The sequence below is a fragment of the Microbulbifer sp. ABF4_107 genome (genome assembly GCF_056312215.1).
Map to the genome: position 1 here is coordinate 3,200,626 of NZ_CM149983.1, position 20,771 is coordinate 3,221,396.

Here is a 20,771-nt window from a genome sequence, read left to right on the forward strand (position 1 = left end):
TCCTCAGCTGATGTCGATCCAGGTGGATTTAAGCTCGCAGTACTTATCCAGCGCATGCAGGGACTTGTCGCGGCCGTTGCCGGATTGTTTGAAGCCGCCGAACGGCACGGTGATATCGCCACCAAAATAGTTGTTCACCCACACAGATCCGGCACGGATATCGCGAGCCATACGGTGGGCGCGGCTGATGTCTTTTGTCCAGACACCGGAAGCGAGGCCGTAGATGGAATCGTTGGCGATCTTCAGCGCTTCCTCTTCGGTCTCGAATTCGATAATGGACAGCACCGGGCCGAAGATTTCCTCACGGGCGATAGTCATGTCGCCGCTTACGCCGCGGAAAATAGTCGGCTCGTAGTAGTGCCCCCCTTCCACCGCTTCTGCGGGCTTGCCGCCGCACACCAGACTGGCGCCCTGCTCCAGGCCCTTGGCCACGTAGAATTCGACGGTGTCGAATTGGCTCTGGTCGATCAGCGCACCCATCACCGAGTTCGGGTCCTGCGGGTGGCCCGGCTTGAAGCGCTCGGAGGCCTTCTTCACTTTTTCGATAAAGGTATCGGCAATGCCTTTTTCCACCAGCAGGCGGGTACCCGCGGTACAGGTTTCGCCCTGGTTGTAGAACACGGCCAGCGCCGCCGCTTGCGCCGCCTTGTCCAGATCCGCATCGGCAAACACGATATTGGGGCTCTTGCCGCCCAGCTCGAGGAAGGTGCGCTTGAGGTTGGACTGGCCGGAGTACTCGGTCAGCGTCTTGCCCACTTCGGTGGAGCCGGTAAACGTCAGACCATCGATATCCATGTGAAGGCCGAGGGCCTTGCCGAGGGTACTGCCGGGCCCGGGCAACACGTTCAGTACGCCGTCCGGCAGGCCAGCTTCTTTCGCCAGGCCGGCCAGTTTGATGGCGGTGAGCGGGGTGTTGGAAGCGGGCTTCAGAATCACGCTGTTGCCGGTGGCCAGTGCCGGGCCCAGTTTCCACGCGGTGGTGGAGAGCGGGAAGTTCCACGGCACAATCGCCGCGATCACCCCCAGGGGCATACGGGTAATCAGGCCTATCTCCGTGGGACCTGTGGGAGCAACCTCGTCGTAGATCTTGTCGATGGCTTCGGCGTTCCAGCGAATAGTGGTCACCGCACCGGGCACATCCACATTCATGGTATCGCTGATGGGTTTGCCCGCGTCGAGGCTTTCCAGCAGGGCGATTTCCTCGCGGTTGGCTTCGATCAGCTCGGCAAAACGCACCAGGATCTTCTTGCGATCCATGGGAGGCATATGGGACCAGACACCGGATTCGAAGGTGTCGCGGGCGATCTTGACCGCCACCTCGGCATCTTCCGGGCCACAGTTAGCGATCTGCGCCAGCTCGCGGCCGTCTGCCGGGCTGGTACAGGGGCGGGTCTGGCCACTGCGGGCATCCACATATTCGCCATTGATAAAGGCGCGCCCCTCGATGGTGAGGCTGTCGGCCATGGCGAGCCACTCCTGCAGGGATTGCGGGGTGGATTGCGGTTTCTGCTGATCGGTCATGAACACCTCGGTCTTCAATATGAAAATTGGCAGCCAGTAAAACTGAAGGGTTGTTCAGCCTACACCTAAAATGTGATCACAATTAAAAAGGCGCAGTGTAACAGGGTTAAATGGCTTCGAAGGTCCCGGTTTCCAGGTTCTTGCGCGCACCGGGGATGGGGAACACCCGGTTGTGGAAGGCAATATAGAAGCCGGGCTGCATCAGGCGCGCGGTGAGCAGTGCCTCGGTGACATTCTGGCGGGCATCGGAATCGATAAAGCCCATGGGGCGCATGGCGCCGGTGAACACTACCGGGACGGACGGCGTACCCATCTTTTCAAAGCAGTATTCGGCGGTGATCGACATGGTGTCGGTACCGTGCAGGATAACGATGGGGTCGCCCTGCTGCGCGGTGCTGGCGATGGCAGCGCAGATCTGGTCGCGGTCGCTGTTGTCCATCTCCAGGGAGTCCTTGTTGAGGATGCTCTCCAGCTCCAGATGGGTATAGGGCAGGCGCAGGCTGCTGATCAGCCCCTCGCGAATGATGGACGCTCGGTTCTTGAGGGTGCCCTCGGATTCGCAATAGCTCTTTTCAATGGTGCCACCGGTGGTGAGAATACGGATGGTGGTCTTGTGGTTGAGATCTGTCATCGTTTTTCCCGCTGAATGAGTACAAATGTGCGCATATTAGTGGGCACGGGAGAACGAGACAATTGTAGCGTTAGGGACAGTCACCCGCAGCCGCACGCTGCGGGCTTACAACAGGAAAGCTGGCGGCTCAGACTTCTTCGATACGGTAGGAGTGCACAATCTCCACCCCGGCCTTGCCCAGCATGATGGACGCGGAGCAGTACTTCTCTGCCGACAGCTCCACCGCGCGCGCCACCTGGGACTCCTTGATATTGCGCCCGCGCACCACAAACTCCATCTCGATCTTCTCAAACGGCGCCGGTACCGCATCCGGGCGGTGGCCCTTCAGTTCCACATGACAGCTGGCCACGTCCTGACGGGTCTTCTGCAGGATACCCACCACGTCGTAGGAGGCGCAGCCACCCACACCCAGCAGGATCATCTCCATGGGGCGAATGCCATTGTTCTTCTGGCCTCCTTCCATCACCACGGAATTGCCACTGCCCGACTCGCCGATAAAGGTGACACCATTCACCCAGGTCACCTGCCCCTGCATTACGCCCGCCATGGAACTCTCTCCTTCATATTGAATGGGGGCCGGGAGCTTATCACAAGAGTCGCGGGAATCCTCAGCACGCTGTGGTGCCTCGGGCACCGTAACAGCTCGTACCAGCGGCAGGCGCTACAGAGTGAGCCTTTACTAACGGTGGTTGTCACCGGTGCCGACAACCGCTATAAACAACACCCTGTCCCCACGTCGGACAAAAAGTGGCCCAGATCACATTGCTGAGCATTGACCTGTGATGCCCCCTGTTGGCATCGGGGTTTTAGCGGGATAATCATCCACTTACCCGGGATCAGGCACAAAAATTTCAAGAAAAGGAGTAGATCCGTGACGGTCGCTACCGAAGACACTCTGACTACTGGCAACATCGAAGACTTTCTCGCCCACTGCCATCGCCGCCGCTACCCGGCCAAGAGCACCATCATTTACGCTGGCGACCGCTGTGAGTCCCTCTACTTCATCATGCGCGGCTCCGTAACCGTACTGATCGAAGACGACGAGGGCCGCGAGATGATCGTGGCCTACCTGAACGACGGCGACTTCTTCGGCGAAATGGGCCTGTTTGACCAGGACACCCGCAGTGCCTGGGTGCGCACCAAGACCGAATGTGAAGTTGCGGAAATCTCCTACACCAAGTTCCAGGAACTGACCCGTCAGCATCCGGAATTCCTGTTCAACCTGGCCACCCAGATGGCCGTCCGCCTGCGCAACACCACCCGCAAGGTGGGTGACCTGGCGTTCCTGGACGTGACCGGCCGCGTGGCCCGCACCCTGCTGGACCTGTGTAACGAGCCGGATGCGATGACCCACCCGGAAGGTATGCAGATCAAGATTACCCGCCAGGAAATCGGTCGCATTGTCGGCTGCTCCCGCGAGATGGTGGGCCGGGTACTGAAGACTCTGGAAGAGCAGGGCCTGGTGTCCGTAAAAGGAAAAACCATGGTGGTCTACGGGACACGCTAGTTCCTCTTACACAAGAATCCAACGAAGAAGCCGGGCAAGCCCCGGCTTTTTTGTGCCTGTTTGGCGCCAGCCCCACGCAAAATACAAGACGACCGTCTAGCATTTTATTCTGCACAAGCACCATAATGATGCGCTATTCGCACATTAAGTGCCCGCAAGAACCAGTTTGACGCACACGCGCAAAATTAAACTCTGCAAATTGCCGCTTTTTAGCAAAATATTCTCCCCTGCACTGGTACGTTGGTTGCAGCCAATTCAACACACAAACAAGAAAAAGTCTTAGGGAGATCTTATGAGGGACACCAACAACTACCTCACGCTAAAAAAATCCCACCTGGCGCTGGCCATCTCTTGCGCGGCAATGCCCCTGCCGCAGATTGCCGCCGCGCAGGAAACGGATAGCAAGAGCAAACCGGTTTTTGAAGAAGTCGTGGTCACCGGTTCGCGGCGGGAAGAAAACGTGATGGATATTCCCATCAACATTTCTGCCGTGGGTGGGGAGAAAATCGACGAGCTGCGCCTCGACAGCATCGCCAAGATCGCCTACTACACTCCGGGCCTGACCGTGGTGGATCGCGGCCCCCGCGATGAGTCACCCGATGTGCTGGTGCGCGGACTGAACACCGGTGGCCTGGGCCCGGGCTTCAGCAGCAGCACCGTGGCCACCTACCTCGGCGATATCCCGCTGCAGGTTGACCTGAAGCCAATTGACCTGGAGCGGGTAGAAGTCCTGATTGGCCCCCAGGGTACCCTTTACGGACAGGGCACAATGGGCGGCGCCATTCGCTATATTCCCGCCAAAGCCGACCCCTCGGGTTTCTCCGCCAAGCTCCGCAGTAGCGCAAGCAGCACGAGCGAAAGCTCCGGACTCGGTCAGGAGTACGGCGCAACCCTGAACTTCGCCATCACCGACACCCTCGCCGTGCGCGTGAATGCCGACAGTATTCAGGATCCGGGGTTTATTGATTACAACTATGTTGTGCGCGAATCTGGCGTATCCAATCCGGACCCTGACTTCAACGATCCCGATGATGTCGCCGCGAACCTGCGCAAAGTCAAAGACGCAAATGGCGAAGACACCAAATCCGGCCGTATCAATGTGCGCTGGCTCGCCACCGACTGGCTGGAAGCCAACCTTTGGCACTACTACCAGGATACTAAGGCAGAGGGTCGCCAGCTGGCCAACCAGCTCTCCTTCGGCACCGGTCCCTACGAATCCGGCATGCGCTATGAGGAGCCCAATCACTACACCAACAAGCTCACCAGTATCGAGCTGATCGGTGATCTCGGCTTTGCCCAGGCCACCATGGTTTACGGCCAATCCGAGTATGAAGAGCTGGGCCAGCGCGACCAGACCGACCTCTTGCTCGACCTGGACTACGGCTACGATTCCTTTCCGTCGTTCTCGGCCTACACGCGCGAGGAAGTAAAAGACAAAGCCGATACCTTTGAACTGCGCATGTCCTCACAGCATGAAGGTCCGTTCAAATGGGTCGCCGGTTACTTCCAGAACAAATATGTTTCCGATGCGATCAGTGAAGAATATACCCCCTTCTTCGACCAGTTCGCTGTGGATAACTGGGGCGCCGAGCAGCTTCGTCCAGACAGTCTAGAGTACATTCAGCTTACCGATATCGACGAAAAAGAATCTGCCTTTTACGGTGAACTGACCTATAGCCTGACCGACACACTCGCGGTCACCGGCGGTTACCGTCGCTACAATTTTGAAACCGACATTACCGGCGGCTTCGGACTCCCTCTGTACGATACCGTATTCCTCGGGGCTCCTCAGGACGCCATCAACATTGACCTCGGTACCAATCAGGGGGAAGACGAGGGAGACCTGTTCAAGTTCAACCTCGCCTGGGATGCGACCGATTCCGGCATGGTGTATTTCACATACTCCCAGGGCTACCGCAACGGCGGTGTCAACTCCGTACCGGAATGTACCCCGGAGCAAATCGCCAGCGATAATCAGCAACTGTGCGCACTGCCGGAAGAAGTACTGATTGACCCGGACAAAATCGACAACTACGAAATCGGCTACAAAGGCCTGGTCGGCGAGCGCCTGATTATCAGCACCGCGCTGTACTACATCGACTGGACCGACCTGCAGGTTGCCACCACCACCCAAAATGGATCTCTCCCCATTACCGGCAACGGCAGCGCCGCCGTCAGCCAGGGGTTTGAGCTCCAGGGAAGCTGGCTGATCAGTGACAGTCTGGATCTGGCCTTCACCTACGCGTATACCGATGCCGAGCTCACCGAGGATGCCCCCGGCCTGGTCGGCCCCTACGATGTCTATGCGGGCGCTCGCCTGCCGGGACACGCCGAGCACCAGGGCTCTCTCAACCTGAACTACTCAACCACGGTAATGGGCAACTATGACCTAGCCCTGAACTACGGGCTCGTGTTCGCCAGCGATGTGTACAACATGGTTGGTGGCCCGGAAGACCCGCTGTATATGGTCGAGGAAGATGGCAGCATTACTGCGGGTGACCGCGGTGGCGAAGCCATTCCGGGTTATGCGGTACACCACCTGTCTGCCACCCTGTCACTGGACAAGTGGACGGTGCAGGCGTTCGCGGACAACCTGTGGGACAAATACTACATCACCGGAACCCGCACCAGCCGCCGCAACCTGCAGGACGAAAACAACGGTCCGGGTATCGAGTGGGGCAACGGCTTCACCCAGCGTTCCTACGGCCAGTACGTCGGTACTCCGCGTACCATTGGTGCCCGCTTCACCTACAGCTTCTGACACCTGTAGGCTTTCTATCAAGCCGGTCTGGGATACACTGTCCCGGCCGGCTTTTTTATTTGTTGATCCTTATTTTATTGCCATCTATGCAGACTCCCTCCATTGCGCAATTGCACAGTGCTGCAGAGCAGGCCCTCAACCGGGGCGACATGCGCGCACTCCACCACTACTGCCGCCAGATTTTGCAGGGTGACCCGGCGCACAGCGATGCCTGGTTTCTCGCCAGTATCGCAGCGGCAGCGGCGGGCCAGCTATACAAGGCAGTCGAGATGGTCGAACGGGCGCTGGCAGGCTGCCCGGAGAATCCTGAATATCTCGCGCAAAAGGCGCGCTACTATGCGCAACTGAATGACTACGACCGGGCAATTCAGGCGGCAGACTTGGCACTTGCGGCAAACCCCGAGAGGCCGTTGATTCTCGATACACTGGGTGTGATATACGCGCGATTCGACGAACACCACAAGGCCATCAACCCCCTGCGCCGCGCCGTGTCACTGGCACCGGAAAATCCCCAATTTCAATTTAACCTCGCCTCCACCGAGCAGTTCCTCGGCAATATGGATGCAGCGCGCGCAGCCTATGAAAAAGCCATTGCGCTGCAGCCAGATTTTGCCCGCGCGCGCTGGGCGCTGTCGGAATTGGGGAAGAACAATGCGAGTGTAGAAAATACGGCCGAATTGAAAAAACGACTACAGCTGCCGCAACTGAGCACCGAGGACCGGCTCTATTTGAGCCACGCGCTGGCGCGTGATTGTGAGCGCAGCGGCGACTACGCACAGGCTTTCGAATACCTGGAGACAGCCAAGCATCGCTACCGGGAAAAGATCGGCTATTCCTTTGCGCAGGACGCGACACTGTTTGACGGGCTGAAATCCGCGTTCTCATCGGCAGCGCCGAATAGCGCAACAGGGCTCGGCAACCAATCTCTGTTTATCGTGGGCATGCCCCGCTCCGGCACCACACTGGTAGAGCGTATTCTCGCCAGCCACTCACAAATCGAATCGCTGGGTGAACTTCACGAGTTTCCACTGGCGATCAAGCGCCACTCAAACACCGGTTCCCCGCACACACTGGCTTTGGAAGTCATTGACGAAGCACTGAATGTGACCCCTGCAACTATCGGACAGGACTACGAAACCCGTTGCCGCGCACGGGGCAAAAGTGCCGCATACCTGATCGACAAACTGCCAATGAATTTTCTCTATCTCGGGTTTATTCTGCGCAGCCTGCCGAATGCGAAAATCGTGGTACTCGACCGGCACCCACTGGATGTATGCCTGAGCAATTTTCGCCAATTGTTTTCTTTCAACTTTCGCTACTACCACTACCACTACAGCCTGGAAGATACCGCGCGCTATATCTGTGCCTACCGGAACCTGATCGATCACTGGCAGACAATTTTCAGAGACAGGATCCACACGGTAAGTTATGAGCAGCTCACCGAGAACCCGCGGAGGGAAGCGCACGCATTAATGGACTATCTGGGGTTGCCCTGGGAGGAGGCCTGCCTGGAGTTCCACCAGTCCGATGCGGCGGTTTCCACGGCGAGCAGCGTACAGGTACGCCAGCCCATCTACCGCAGTGCGGTGGCACGCTGGCGAAAGTATGAAAAAGAATTGCAGCCGGCCATCGAAATCTTTGCGAAGGCCGGGTTAATTTAACCCGGCCTCGGGCAATGCACTCTGTAGTGCCGGATCCCTGGTCGAGTCCGGGGTGACGTGTTAGTTGAACAGCTCCATCAGGCGACGGCCCGGTTCTTCCTCGCGCATAAAGGCTTCACCCACCAGGAAAGTATCCACATTGTGGCCGCGCATGGCCGCCACGTCGTCGGTAGTGTGGATACCGCTTTCGGTGACCACGATTCGGTCATCGGGAATCCGCTCCAGCAGGCCGAAGGTAGTTTCCAGCTGCACTTCAAAGTTGTGCAGGTTGCGGTTGTTGATACCGATCAGGCGATTGGGCAGTTTCAAGGCCCGCTCGAGCTCTGCGCGATCGTGCACCTCCACCAGCACATCCAGACCCAGCTCCAGCGCCAGATCGTTCAGGCCGGTGAGCTGTGCGTCGTCCAGGCAGGCGGCGATCAGCAGGATGCAGTCGGCACCGATAGCGCGGGCCTCGTACACCTGATACGGATCGACAATAAAGTCCTTGCGGATCACCGGCAGCCGCACCGCGTTGCGGGCCTGCTGCAGGTATTCATCGGCGCCCTGGAAAAAGTCCACATCGGTCAGTACCGACAGACAGGCGGCACCGCCCTTCTCGTAACTGGTGGCAATTTCTGCGGGAATAAAATCTTCGCGAATCACGCCCTTGCTCGGGGAGGCCTTTTTGATTTCAGCGATCACCGCCGCTTCGCCGGCGTTACGCTTGGCCTCGATGGCCTGTACAAATCCGCGGCAGGTTGGCTGCTTGAGCGCGCGCTGCTGCATCTCATCCTGACTCACCAGCTTCTTGCGCTCGGCCACTTCTTCCCATTTGCGCTCGACGATGGTCTTCAGAATCGTTGGAGTATTCATTACTTCACTCTTTGAATGCGCTGGTAAAGGCGGCCAGCTCGTTAATCTTCTCTCCGGCGAGGCCGCTGTAGATGGCGTCCTGCGCCATGCTCACCCCTTCCGCCCGGCTAGCTGCCACACCACTCACGTAGATGGCCATGCCAGCATTCATGGCAATGATATCAGCTGCCTTGTCCCCCGCGGCGGTTTCACGCTTGCCGAGGGCATCGCGGATCAGTGCCAGAGATTCTTCAGAACCATCCACGCACAAGCCGTCCAGGTTCTGCCGCTCGATACCGAAATCTTCCGGAGAAATGGTGACTTTTTTCAGCTCACCGTTCTTCAGCTCCCATCCGCGGGTGTCCGCTGCGAGACTCACCTCATCCAGCCCATCGTCGCTGTGCAGTACCAGCACATGCTCGGAACCCAGTGTCTGCAGTACTTCCGCCAGCATGCGACAGTAGTGCGGATCGAACACACCGATCACCTGGCGCTTTACGCCGGCGGGGTTGGTGAGCGGCCCCAGTAAATTGAAAATGGTGCGCAGCCCCAGTGCCTTGCGCGGCCCAATGGCGTGGCGCATAGCGCTGTGATAGCTGGGCGCAAACATAAAGCCCACCCCCACGCCGTCGATACAGCGGGCGACCTGCTCGGGAGTCAAAGGTAGATAAATACCGGCCTTTTCCAGCAGATCTGCTGCGCCGGACGAGGAAGAAACGGAACGGTTGCCATGCTTGGCCACCCGCGCGCCGGCAGCGGCGGCAACAAAACTGGAAGCACTGGAAACATTAAACAGGTTGGCCCCATCACCGCCGGTACCGACGATATCCACCGCATTGGTCTGGTCGATCTCGACCTTGGTACACAGCTCGCGCATCACCTCCACCGCACCGGTGATTTCCTCCACGGATTCACCGGCCATACGCAAGGCCACCAGAAACGCGCCTATCTGCGCGTCTTCCGCTTCCCCGCGCATAATCTGGCCCATGGCCTCGCGCATTTCCCCGCGGGTGAGATGCTCACCCTCGACCAGTTTTCCGATGGCCTGTTGGATATTCATTATTCTTGCTCCCCGCTCCCTATGAACTTGCCCTGAAAGGCGATCAGCGCCCTGATTCTGCATGCGAAGGTACTGATGCCGGGATCCATCTGCGAGACCTTCTAAAACAGGGACGTTTTAGAAGAGCCCCCATGGATGGGTTCACGGCGTGTCTCGCAGATGGATACCGGCAGCAGTACCGCCACCGGCCCTTCTACAAAGCACCCTTCAGGACTCCAAAAAATTCCGCAACATATCGTGCCCATGCTGAGTCAAAATCGACTCGGGGTGGAACTGCACCCCTTCGATCGGCAATTCGCGATGGCGGATCCCCATAATCTCATCGATCTCGCCGCTCTCGGTCTCGGTCCAGGCAGTAACTTCCAGACAATCCGGCAGACTGCCCTTCTCCACTACCAGTGAGTGATAGCGAGTCGCCTCGAACGGATTGGAAAGACCGTTAAATACACCCAGATTGTTGTGAATGATCGGCGAGGTCTTGCCGTGCATCACTTCCCCGGCGCGCACCACGCGGCCGCCAAACACCTGGCCGATACTCTGGTGTCCCAAACAAATACCCAGAATTGGCAGCTTGCCGGCATAAGTGCGGATGGTATCCATGGAGATTCCCGCTTCGTTCGGCGTGCAGGGCCCCGGGGAGATCACAATTTTCTCCGGGTTCAGCTTTTCAATATCCGCAACGGTAATTTCATCGTTGCGCTTGACCACAACCTCCGCGCCCAACTCCGCCAGATACTGCACGATGTTGAAGGTGAAGGAGTCGTAGTTGTCGATCATCAGGATCATGATTCGCTTCCTTTCTCATCTCCCATGTCTCCCAAACGCTTCTGCAAGCGGGCAAGAGAGTCCTGGGTTGCGCGGAGTTCGCGCAGAATTTCGGTCTGACTCGGCGGCATCGCCAACTCGTCCAGGCGGCGCAGCTTGGCCTCTTCCAGGTTGTTCAGCACTACCCCGATAAACAGGTTGATCATCACAAACGCGCCCATCACTACAAAGCTCAGGAAATAGATCCAGCTGTAGGGCATGGACTCCATCGCGGTGTACATGATGTCGGTCCAGTCCTCAAAGGTGACAATGCGGAACAGACTCAACAGCGCGATGGGCAAGTTGCGCCAGTGGGTGGGGTCGATTTCGTGAAACAGGAAATAACCGGCCACCCCGTAAATGTAAAAAATAATGCCCATCAGCAGACTGATATGGAACATGCTCGGCAAGCTGCGCAGCAGCGTGTCCACCAGCAAACGCAGTTCCGGGAACGCCGATACCAGACGCAAAACTCGCAGCACCCGCACCAGGCGCGCCAGCGTAGCCATCGGGCCAGCCGCCGGGACCAGGCTCAGCACGATGATGGAGAAATCAAACACGTTCCAGCCATTGGCGAAGTAGCGCCAGGGGCGGTTGCCGTGGGCGGCGATCTTGATCGCGGCCTCCACCATAAACGCCAGCAGGATCAGCTGGTTGATACCGTGCAACGCGCTGCTAAAACGCTCCAGCACCCAGGTGGAGGTTTCCAGCCCTACCACCACGGCGTTCACCGAGATCAGGGCGATAATCACCTGATTAAAGATCGGTGCTTCTACCAACCTGCGGCAGCTTTCTGCAAAGCCGCGTTTCTGTTCAACTAAAACTTCACTCATCGGTCTTACTGCTTCCAATGGATCAAGAAAAAAAGTTAAAAGGTATTCGCTATTGCCCGGTAGCGATGGCCACGGCGCGGAACAGTGCCCGCGCCTTGTTCATGGTCTCGTCCCACTCGGATTGCGGATCGGAATCCGCGACCAGGCCGGCTCCGGCCTGCACGTATACTTTTTCATCCTTGATCACCGCGGTGCGAATCGCGATGGCGGTATCCATATTGCCGTTCCACGCCAGGTAACCAACGGCACCGCCGTAGACACCGCGCTTTTCCGGCTCCAGTTCATCAATAATTTCCATGGCGCGGATCTTGGGCGCACCGGACAGGGTGCCTGCCGGGTGCGCCGCACGCAGGGCGTCGATGGCATGCAACTCCGATTTTATCTTGCCGGTCACATTGGAGACGATGTGCATCACGTGGGAGTAGCGCTCCACCACCATTTTTTCGGTGACCTGCACAGTACCGGTCTGCGCAACACGGCCCACGTCGTTGCGGCCGAGGTCGATCAGCATCAGGTGCTCGGCGATCTCTTTCGGGTCTGCCAGCAGGTCTTTCTCCAGCGCCAGATCCTGCTCCTCGGTGGCACCGCGGCGGCGGGTACCAGCGATCGGACGCACGGTCATATCCCCATCTTCCAGATGCACCAGAATCTCCGGGCTGGAGCCCACCACCTGGTGGTCACCCAGGTCGAGGAAGTACATATATGGTGACGGATTCAGGCTGCGCAAGGCGCGGTAGAGATTCAGTGGTGGAACCGTGAATGGCGCGGACAGGCGCTGGGACGGCACTACCTGCATCACATCGCCGGCCAGGATGTAATCCTTGACCTTGTGTACGCCCTGTTTGAAGGCATCTTCGCCGAAATGGGAGGTAAAGGTGTCTTCTGCGGTATGTTCGCCGTCGATACCTAACGGTTCGACGCTGGCCAGCGGCTGGGAGAGCTGGCCCACCAGCTGGTCCAGGCGGCGCTGGGCAGACTCAAACGCGTCTTCCTGTTCCGGGTCGGCGTGTACGATAAACAGCACGGCGCCGGCAAGGTTGTCGAACACCACCAGCTCATCGCTGACCATCAGCAGGATATCCGGGTTACCCAGAGTATCCGGCGGGCAGCTGTCGGCGAGCTTGGGCTCGATATAGCGCACCACGTCGTAGCCAAAGTAGCCGACGAGGCCGCCGTTGAAGCGCGGCAGGCCTTCGATTTCCGGCACCTTGTAGCGGCCGCGAAACTCTTCGACGAAGGCGAGTGGGTCTTCGACGGTGTTCTGCTCGACGATTTTGCCATCGCGCTCGACTACTACATCATGACCAGTCACTTTCAATACGGTGCGCGCGGGCAGGCCGATGATGGAGTAGCGCCCCCACTTTTCCCCGCCCTGTACGGATTCCAGCAGGTAGCTGTAGCGGCCGCCATCGCGGGCGGCGAGCTTCATGTAGGTGGTCAGCGGGGTTTCAATGTCGGCCAGTACGCGGCGGACAAGAGGTATACGGTTAAATCCTTTAGACGCAAGTTGGGCGTATTCGCTGGGGGTCATGGCGACTCCGGTCTGTGCAATGCTTGGTATTTTTTGTTCGGGCCTGGATTGCGCATCTTTGGTGGAATCCTACCCGCGGGAAAGGCGCCCGTCGGACCGGTATCTCGGTCTTCAGGCTCTATGGGTCAGTGGCGCCATCGCCAGCTGTTGATGTGGGGGGCAGTGCAGTTCAATGTCAGAATCTCGCAGCGTCGAGTTGCTTCCCTGTATTCCGGCGAGCAAGTGTACAAATCTCTGGTAGAGGCGGCAAGCTCGGGATTTTCTTGGCCCTGTGCAGTCCTTTGAGGTCCTTTATAACCTCTTGTGGCGCCGGAGCACCGGGTAAAGGTTTTTGAAACCGCTGTGGACCCATCCCTGGGCGCTGCGGCGCAAACATCCTGTTTGCGACGCTTTCAAAAACCTTTACCCGGTACTCCAGCTTCGCATGGCACTTAATAACGCTGAAATACGATGCTAAGGCTGGGTGCCGGGTGGAGCTTTTCGGGATCGTCGGCAACAGGGATGTTGCCGACGAAGCGTACAGGGACGTATTCACAGCGGTCCCGAAAAGCTCCGCCCGGTGCCCGGCCGCCACGGTGCCCACTACGAAGCCACCATGGCTACGAAGCTCAAACCTGCGCCAACTCTGAGCGCATCACTTTGATCACTTCAGCATAGTCATCCGCATTGAAGATGGCGGAGCCGGCGACGAAGCTGTCGGCGCCGGCCTGGGCGATTTGGCGGATGTTGTCTTTGGTGACGCCGCCGTCGATTTCGAGGCGGATGTCGAGGCCGGAATCGTCGATGAGTTTGCGGGCTTCCTTGAGTTTGTCGAGGGTGGCGGGGATGAATTTCTGGCCGCCGAAGCCGGGATTTACGGACATGAGCAGGATCATGTCGAGCTTGTCCATGACGTATTTGGCGGCGTCGAGGCTGGAAGCCGGATTGAACACCAGGCCTGCTTTGCAGCCGAGGGATTGGATGAGCTGCAGGGAGCGGTCGACGTGTTTGCTGGCTTCCGGGTGGAAGGTGATGTAGCTGGCGCCGGCGTCGGCGAACATGCGGATCATGTCGTCGACGGGTTCGACCATGAGGTGGACGTCGATTGGGGCGGTTACGCCGTGGTTGCGCAGGGCTTTGCAGACCATGGGGCCGATGGTGAGGTTGGGGACGTAGTGGTTGTCCATTACGTCGAAGTGCACCCAGTCGGCGCCGGCGGCGAGGACGTTGTCGACTTCTTCACCCAGGCGGGCGAAGTTGGCGGAGAGGATGGAGGGTGCAATTTTGTAGTCTGGCATTTTCTCGTCTCGGTGCTTTCGTCGTGGCCCCTTTGATTCAGGCCTTGTGGCGGCCGGGCACCGGGTGGGGCTTTTCAGGACCGCTGTGAATACGTCCCTGTACGCTTCGTCGGCAACATCCCTGTTGCCGACGATCCTGAAAAGCCCCACCCGGTGCCCGGCCTTCGATTTGTGCTTTTGTACTTCGTGAGCGGGTGGGTTAACTCGCTCTTAGTCTTTCTTCCAGCTTGTTCAGGCGCTCCGGGGTGCCGACATCGCACCAGTCGCCCTCATAAACTTCCGCCTGCATTTTGTCTTCGTTATACGCGAACACTTCTCCCAGACCGTAACATTCCCGGGCTTTGGGATAACCGGTGAGAACTTCCGGGCGCAGAAAGCTGATACCGGCGAAGGTGAATCTGGGTTTGGTGGTGCCGGAAAGCAGGCCTTCTTCAATCCCAAAGTCGCCCTCTGGATTGTGCGGCGGGTTGGGCACCATGAGTAGGCGGCCGGGGCAGTTTTCCGGCAGCGGGTTGTCCACCCACTGGGCGAAATCGAAATCGCACCAGACGTCGCCATTGACCACCAGAAAAGGCGCGTCACCCAACAGCGGCAGGGCTTTGCTGATGCCGCCGGCGGTTTCCAGGGGTTGGCTTTCTTCCGAGTATTGAATGGTTGCGCCGAAGCGCTCGCCATTGCCGAGGTGTTCGCGGATTTGCTCGCCGAGATGGGCGAGATTGATGACCAGGTTGGTGACACCGGCCCGGGTAAGGCGCTCAATGGCGTATTCGATCAGGGGTTTGCCCAGCACCGGGATCAGTGGCTTTGGCGTGTGATCGGTGAGCGGGCGCATGCGCTTGCCAAATCCGGCGGCGAGGAGCATGGCGGTGGGCGCCTTGGTGGTTTGAACTGTCATCTCTTGGCTTTTTTCGGGCGTTGATCAGTAAATTTCGGTTTCTGAGTTCCGGCGATCACCAGCGGTGCGGTAGTCGCGGTACCAGTCCTGCAGTTCGATCAGGGGCAATAATTCGGCCCGGAACCACTGGGCAAAGGGCTGTGTCTCTTCGTATTTATCGCACACTTCCAGGGTGTAGCGTATGACAAGGGGAAGATCCGGCAGGTAGCCGTGTTTGCCATCGCGCAGATACAGACGCGGGAAAAGCCCCAGAACTTTGAAGTGGCGCTGCAGACCGATCCAGTCGAACCAGCGCAGGAAGGTCTTGCCGTCGACTTCGGGAATCACGCCGGCGTCCATGGCGGTGGAGGCGTAAGCGAGCGCCCAGTTTTCCACCTGTTCCCGCGGCCAGCGGATATAACAGTCGCGCAGCAGTGATGCGAGGTCGTAGGTGACCGGACCCCAGACGGCATCCTGAAAGTCGACCACCCCGGGGCGTTCGCCATCACGGATCATCAGGTTGCGGCTGTGGTAGTCCCGGTGCACCAGTACCTGGGGCTGGCTACTGGCGCTGTCGAGCAAGTGCGCGAAGGTGCGCTCCAGCAACTGGTTTTCCTCCTCGCTCAGCGCCCGCTGCAACAGTTTTCCCACCAGCCACTCGGGCAGCAGGCGCATTTCCATATGCAGCAGTTCGCGGTTGTAGGGCGGGAACAGTCCTTCCTGACGACTGATCTGCTGCAGGCACAGGAGTTCGCTCATGACTTCCGCGTAGAGACCGGAGACGCTGTCGTCATCCAGTTCTCTGAGCAGCTGGGTATCGCCGAGATCTTCCAGCAGCATATAACCATGCTCGATATCCGCGGAGATCACCATTGGCGTGTGAATGCCATTGCGGCGCAGGTAATCGGCCAGGGCGACAAAGCGGCTGACGTTGGTTTTGCTTGGCGGGGAGTCCACCGCGATCAGGCTGGGACTGGTATCGGTGCGGAAATAGCGGCGAAAACCCGCATCCCCGGACAGAGGCAGCAAATCGAGGCTGGCATCCAGTGGTGGCAATTGCAGCGGTTCGTGGCCTGCCTGCAGGGCGCGGGCGGCCCACTGGCGCAGCTGCTCTTTGCGCTCATCGGGGACCTGGGTTACACACTCGTTCATCCACCACCTGTCATTATCGAAACGTTCATTTACGGCCTGTGGCGACCGATTGGCGAAAAATACGCGGCCACTCTTCTTTGTCGCCTGTTTTTGCTGCCTAAAAGCTGAGCATTGTAGCGGCACCGGAGGTGCGGATCACCCGCTAATCTGGCCCTGCCACCGCACGGGCGGTTTCCATGGTTACGGCCATTCAAGTAGAATCGACCGCTGATTTTTGCGCGCCGGTGCCGTCTTTACCGGAAGCGCGCTTTTCGGCGCCACGCGCGCGGTCTCGCCCAAGGCCAAACCAGGGCCACACTCTATGGCCAGAATACAAGACAGACTCTAAAGATAGCTGGAACCAATCACTCGATGCTGGAAGCTTCCCGCTGGCGCCGTCTTGCGCTGGCCATTGGACAATTGTCACGCCCCCGCTCCCTCGCTTTCGGCCTGCTCGCCGCCCACTCTCTGTGGCCGCTCACCGCTACGGCCGAAACGGAATCCGCGCCCGAGCCCGAGGAAAACCCCTACCTGTACCTGGACTGGTTCCCGAAAAGCCAGCTGGACCCCACCCTGCGCAGTCAGGTGTCGCCGATCTGTGGCGGCATGTTTGTGGAGCCGCTGCGGGCGTACCCCAACGCGGACCAGCTGCCGGAGGACTCGCCCCTGCGCGCCACCGCCGACAGTTCCGACTGGCTGGAAAACGGTACCGCCCAATTGCGCGGCAATGTGCACATTACTCAGGGTTACCGCCAGCTCTTTGCCGACCAGGTAGACGTCAACCGCGAGGAAAATACCGCCTACCTGAGCGGCGCCATCGAAATGCGTGAGCCGGGCATGCTGGTGCGTGGCAAGGCCGCCGAGGTACACACCGACAGCAAGGCTGCCTCCATCGAGGACGCCACCTACGTGGTCCATGAGGATGCCGCCCACGGCTCCGCCCGCTTTGCGTCCCGCGAGGCCAGCGGGGAGCTGATTCTGACGGAAGGCAACTACACGCGCTGTGAACCGGACGACGTTTTCTGGCGCATGTCCGGCGGCGAAATCGCCATCGACAATGTGGAACGCCAGGGCACCGCGCGCAATGTGCGCCTGGAAATCGCCGATGTGCCGGTGTTCTATTTCCCTTATCTGCGCTTCCCGGTAGGAGATGAGCGCCTGTCGGGCTTCCTGTTTCCGAGCCTCAGCAACAGCGACGAAAACGGCTGGGACATCGCGGTGCCCTACTACTGGAATATCGCACCGCAACTCGATGCCACCATCGCCCCGCGCTATGTGCAGTACCGGGGTACCGGCCTGGAAATAGAGGGCCGCCACCTGAGCCCGGTATTCAGCACCGAAGTGCGCCTCGCCGGGCTGCCCAACGACAAGGGCGGCAATGACGAAGACGCCCGTCGCCTGATTGACGAGGGCTTTCCGGAAGATCTGGTACTGCCGGCAAAAGGCGAAGACCGCTGGTATGCAAACCTGAACCAGGTCGGCGGTACCGGGGGCCTGTGGCGTACCAAAGTCAATTACACCAGGGTCAGTGACCCGGACTATTTCCGCGATCTGGACAATGCGGAAATCAAGGTACCGCAGAACGTCAACGCCCGCGCCATGACCAGCCTGAGCCAGACCGCGCAAGCCAGCCTCAGCACCGAGCACTGGTTTGCCAGCCTCCGCGCCCAGGAGTACCAGCAGCTGGTGAAGGACCGCTTTGACACCTACAGCCAGCTGCCGCGACTCAACGTAAACGGCAACTACAAGTGGGATGACTGGCAGCTGCTGCTGGACCACGAGATCACCGCTTTCGATCACCAGGATACGCAGACGATCCAGTTTATTGCGGATGTGAACGATCCGGACAGCGTCACGACTCGTACCCGCGACTTCGTCAATGCCACCCGCGCCTACGCCAACTACAGCTTTGGCTGGGACAAACAGTGGCTGTGGGGCTTTTTCAATCCGCAGATCAACGGCATTTACCTGGGCTACGAACTGGCGGAGACCTTTCTCGCCGACCCGGATATGAACACACCGGAGGCTTCCGCCGCACAGATCTCCATCGACAGCGGTCTGTTTTTTGAACGCTACGGCAACCTGTTCCAGCAGGAGTATGTACAGACCCTGGAGCCGCGCCTGTTCCTGATGGCCAGCACCGACGCGGACCAGACCGATTTTCTCAATGTCAGCACCAGCCCCAGTGACGGCGGCAACGACCTGCTGTACGACACCTCGCTGTTCACCTTCAGCTATGACCAGTTGTTCCGCGACAGCCGCTTCAACGGCCACGACCGCATCGACGACGCCGACCGCGCTTCGTTTGGCCTCACAACCCGGTTTATCGACCCGCGCAGCGGTCGCGACCTGTTCGCCGCCAGCGCCGGGCAGATCTTCTATTCCGAAGCCAGCCGAATCGAGCTGAGCGACTTTATCGAAGATGTGCCGCGCTCGGAATTTGCCGCGCGCCTGGAAAGTCGGCCCAGCGACGCCCTGCGCATCAGCAGCGAGGTGATCTACCACGACACCGACCACACCATAAACCGCGGTAACGTCACCCTGCGCTACCTGGACGACAATTTCCGCCTGATCAACGCCAGTTACCGCTACCTGCGCAAGGAAGAGGTGTACGACAGCACCGACACCTATCTGATCCAGGGGCCGGTCAAGCAGATAGACCTCTCCGCCGCGTGGCCGGTGAATGACCGGCTTTCACTCCTAGCCCGGGCCAACTACGATTTGACCTTTGAAAGGGAACTGGAGTACCTGGCGGGGATCGAATACGACACCTGCTGCTACCGCACACGGGTGCTGTGGCGCCGTGAGCTGGACAATGACCTGGCCGACGTCGTCCCGCCGGAGGAGCTGGAATTCGACGAAGGCGTCTATATTGAACTGCAGTTGAAGGGCCTGGCTGGCATTGGCGGCTCGGTCACACGCATACTTACCCAGGGCATTGCCAACTTTGAACAACGAGAAGTACTGAAACAGTGATGACAATAATGCAGATGTTCACCTCTCTTCGCCGCGGTCTTGTGACCCTGGCCGCCGCCAGCGCCATTGCGCTTCCCGCCTGGGCCCAGGTACAACAGCTGGACCGCGTGGTGGCCGTGGTGGACGACGACGTGGTGATGGCCAGTGAGCTGCATCAGCGCATGCAGACCATCAGCCAGCAGATTGCCGCACAGAACGTGCAGGCACCGCCAGTGGATGTACTGCGGCGCCAGGTACTGGAACAGCTGATTATCGAGCGTCTGCAGTTGCAAATGGGCGCCCGCGCCGGCGTCACCATCGCCGAGGAAGAGCTGGACCAGGCCATCGCCCGGGTACAGCAGAACATGAATATGTCCCCGGCCGAATTCCAGCAAAAACTGGAAGCGGACGGTATCTCCAACAACGCCTTCCGCCAGCAGATTCGCCAGGAGCTGATCATCCGCCGGGTGGAGCAGGGCAGTGTCAGTCGCCGCATCCAGATTACCGACCAGGACATCAACAACTTCCTGCGCTCCAAAGAGGGCGAGTTCTGGAAGTCACCCCAGTACCTGCTGGGCCATATCCTGATCCCTGTCAGCTCCAGCGCCCCCGCGGAGGAAGTCACTGCAGCCCGCGCCAAGGCGGACTCGGTGTATGACAAGTCCATGGGTGGCGAAGACTTCCGCGCCCTGGCGATTTCAAGTTCCGCCGGCCAGAACGCCCTGCAGGGCGGTGATCTGGGCTGGCGCAAAACCGTGGAACTGCCCACCCTGTTCGCCGATGCCCTGGACGGCGTCAGCGTGGGCGAGACCACCAAGCCGTTCCGCAGTGACGCCGGCTTCCACCTGCTGAAAATTCACGAGCAGCGCGGCGCCACCGAACAGGTGGTCGAGCAGACCAAGGTGCGCCATATCCTGGTAAAGACCTCCGCGATCCGCGACGACGACGCCGCCTACAAGCTGCTCACCGAGTTGCGTGAAAAAATCCAGGCCGGCGAACTGAAATTTGAAGACGCCGCCAAAGACAATTCGGAAGATATTGGTACTATGCTGCAGGGCGGCGACCTGGGCTGGTCCAACCCCGGCCAGTTTGTACCGGAATTCACCCAGGCCATGGACAACACCCCGGTGGGCGAGATCACTATGCCGTTCCGCAGCCAGTTTGGCTGGCATATTCTGCAGGTGGAAGGCCGCCGTCAGCAGGACATGACGGACCAGTACATCCGCAACCAGGCCGCCAACCTGCTGCGCAACCGCCGCTACGAGGAAGAGCTGCAGAACTGGCGCCAGGAAATCCGCGACCAGGCCTACGTGGAAATCAAACTCCCGGATGCCAAGCCACCCGCGGATGAGTCCGCGGCCGGCGACACCAGCGAGGGCGACAGCCAGTAA

16 protein-coding genes are annotated in these 20,771 nt (G+C 59.2%); 5 read left to right on the plus strand and 11 right to left on the minus strand.

The window, feature by feature from the left end:
- Positions 1-3 precede the first annotated feature (3 nt).
- From ACYX4K_RS13170 to ACYX4K_RS13180, 3 genes are all read right to left on the minus strand, one after another.
- A complete protein-coding gene (locus ACYX4K_RS13170; RefSeq protein ID WP_475091666.1) occupies positions 4-1,521 on the minus strand; it encodes an aldehyde dehydrogenase in 1,518 nt (505 codons plus the stop codon).
- Between the two features lie 106 nt (positions 1,522-1,627).
- Entirely contained in the window at positions 1,628-2,152 is a 525-nt protein-coding gene (locus ACYX4K_RS13175; protein WP_475091665.1) for an asparaginase, read from the minus strand.
- 127 nt (positions 2,153-2,279) lie between these two features.
- Positions 2,280-2,687, minus strand: a complete 408-nt coding sequence (locus ACYX4K_RS13180) for an OsmC family protein (protein WP_043320461.1) — start codon at positions 2,685-2,687, stop codon at positions 2,280-2,282.
- 336 nt (positions 2,688-3,023) lie between these two features.
- On the opposite strand from ACYX4K_RS13180, the gene crp reads away from it, so the two are divergent.
- The 3 genes from crp (at position 3,024) to ACYX4K_RS13195 (ending at position 8,081) form a co-directional block, all read left to right on the plus strand.
- The gene (gene crp, locus ACYX4K_RS13185; protein WP_475091664.1) at positions 3,024-3,659 is read left to right on the plus strand and encodes a cAMP-activated global transcriptional regulator CRP; all 636 of its coding nucleotides are present in this window, start codon (positions 3,024-3,026) and stop codon (positions 3,657-3,659) included.
- A 292-nt stretch (positions 3,660-3,951) separates the two neighbouring features.
- Positions 3,952-6,420: a TonB-dependent receptor gene (locus tag ACYX4K_RS13190; protein WP_475091663.1), complete on the plus strand. Its 2,469-nt coding sequence runs from the start codon at positions 3,952-3,954 to the stop codon at positions 6,418-6,420.
- Between the two features lie 86 nt (positions 6,421-6,506).
- On the plus strand, positions 6,507-8,081 hold the full coding sequence (locus ACYX4K_RS13195) for a tetratricopeptide repeat-containing sulfotransferase family protein (RefSeq protein WP_475091662.1): 1,575 nt from the start codon (positions 6,507-6,509) through the stop codon (positions 8,079-8,081).
- Positions 8,082-8,141: 60 nt separating this feature from the next.
- Here the strand turns inward: ACYX4K_RS13195 and trpC are convergent, their stop codons facing one another.
- The 8 genes from trpC to ACYX4K_RS13235 form a co-directional block, all read right to left on the minus strand.
- Complete coding sequence (gene trpC / locus ACYX4K_RS13200) at positions 8,142-8,936, minus strand: indole-3-glycerol phosphate synthase TrpC (protein ID WP_475091661.1); 795 nt, start codon at positions 8,934-8,936, stop codon at positions 8,142-8,144.
- Between the two features lie 4 nt (positions 8,937-8,940).
- A complete protein-coding gene (gene trpD, locus ACYX4K_RS13205; RefSeq protein WP_475091660.1) occupies positions 8,941-9,975 on the minus strand; it encodes an anthranilate phosphoribosyltransferase in 1,035 nt (344 codons plus the stop codon).
- 207 nt (positions 9,976-10,182) lie between these two features.
- The gene (locus ACYX4K_RS13210; protein ID WP_475091659.1) at positions 10,183-10,761 is read right to left on the minus strand and encodes an anthranilate synthase component II; all 579 of its coding nucleotides are present in this window, start codon (positions 10,759-10,761) and stop codon (positions 10,183-10,185) included.
- Positions 10,758-11,612 carry an ion transporter gene (locus ACYX4K_RS13215; protein ID WP_475091658.1) on the minus strand — a complete coding sequence of 285 codons (855 nt, stop codon included), beginning with the start codon at positions 11,610-11,612 and terminating at the stop codon, positions 10,758-10,760. Before ACYX4K_RS13215 ends, ACYX4K_RS13210 begins: the two co-directional genes overlap by 4 nt.
- 49 nt (positions 11,613-11,661) lie before the next feature.
- Complete coding sequence (gene trpE / locus ACYX4K_RS13220) at positions 11,662-13,143, minus strand: anthranilate synthase component I (protein WP_475091657.1); 1,482 nt, start codon at positions 13,141-13,143, stop codon at positions 11,662-11,664.
- 608 nt (positions 13,144-13,751) lie between these two features.
- Positions 13,752-14,420, minus strand: a complete 669-nt coding sequence (rpe, locus tag ACYX4K_RS13225; RefSeq protein WP_475091656.1) for a ribulose-phosphate 3-epimerase — start codon at positions 14,418-14,420, stop codon at positions 13,752-13,754.
- A 199-nt stretch (positions 14,421-14,619) separates the two neighbouring features.
- Positions 14,620-15,315 carry an N-acetylmuramate alpha-1-phosphate uridylyltransferase MurU gene (gene murU, locus ACYX4K_RS13230; protein WP_475091655.1) on the minus strand — a complete coding sequence of 232 codons (696 nt, stop codon included), beginning with the start codon at positions 15,313-15,315 and terminating at the stop codon, positions 14,620-14,622.
- Positions 15,316-15,339: 24 nt separating this feature from the next.
- Positions 15,340-16,446 carry an aminoglycoside phosphotransferase family protein gene (locus ACYX4K_RS13235; protein WP_475091654.1) on the minus strand — a complete coding sequence of 369 codons (1,107 nt, stop codon included), beginning with the start codon at positions 16,444-16,446 and terminating at the stop codon, positions 15,340-15,342.
- Between the two features lie 351 nt (positions 16,447-16,797).
- Between ACYX4K_RS13235 and lptD the strand changes: the two genes are divergently transcribed.
- Together lptD and ACYX4K_RS13245 are read left to right on the plus strand one after the other, a co-directional pair.
- The gene (gene lptD, locus ACYX4K_RS13240) at positions 16,798-19,401 is read left to right on the plus strand and encodes an LPS assembly protein LptD (RefSeq protein WP_475091653.1); all 2,604 of its coding nucleotides are present in this window, start codon (positions 16,798-16,800) and stop codon (positions 19,399-19,401) included.
- Positions 19,401-20,771, plus strand: a complete 1,371-nt coding sequence (locus tag ACYX4K_RS13245; protein WP_475091652.1) for a peptidylprolyl isomerase — start codon at positions 19,401-19,403, stop codon at positions 20,769-20,771. Before lptD ends, ACYX4K_RS13245 begins: the two co-directional genes overlap by 1 nt.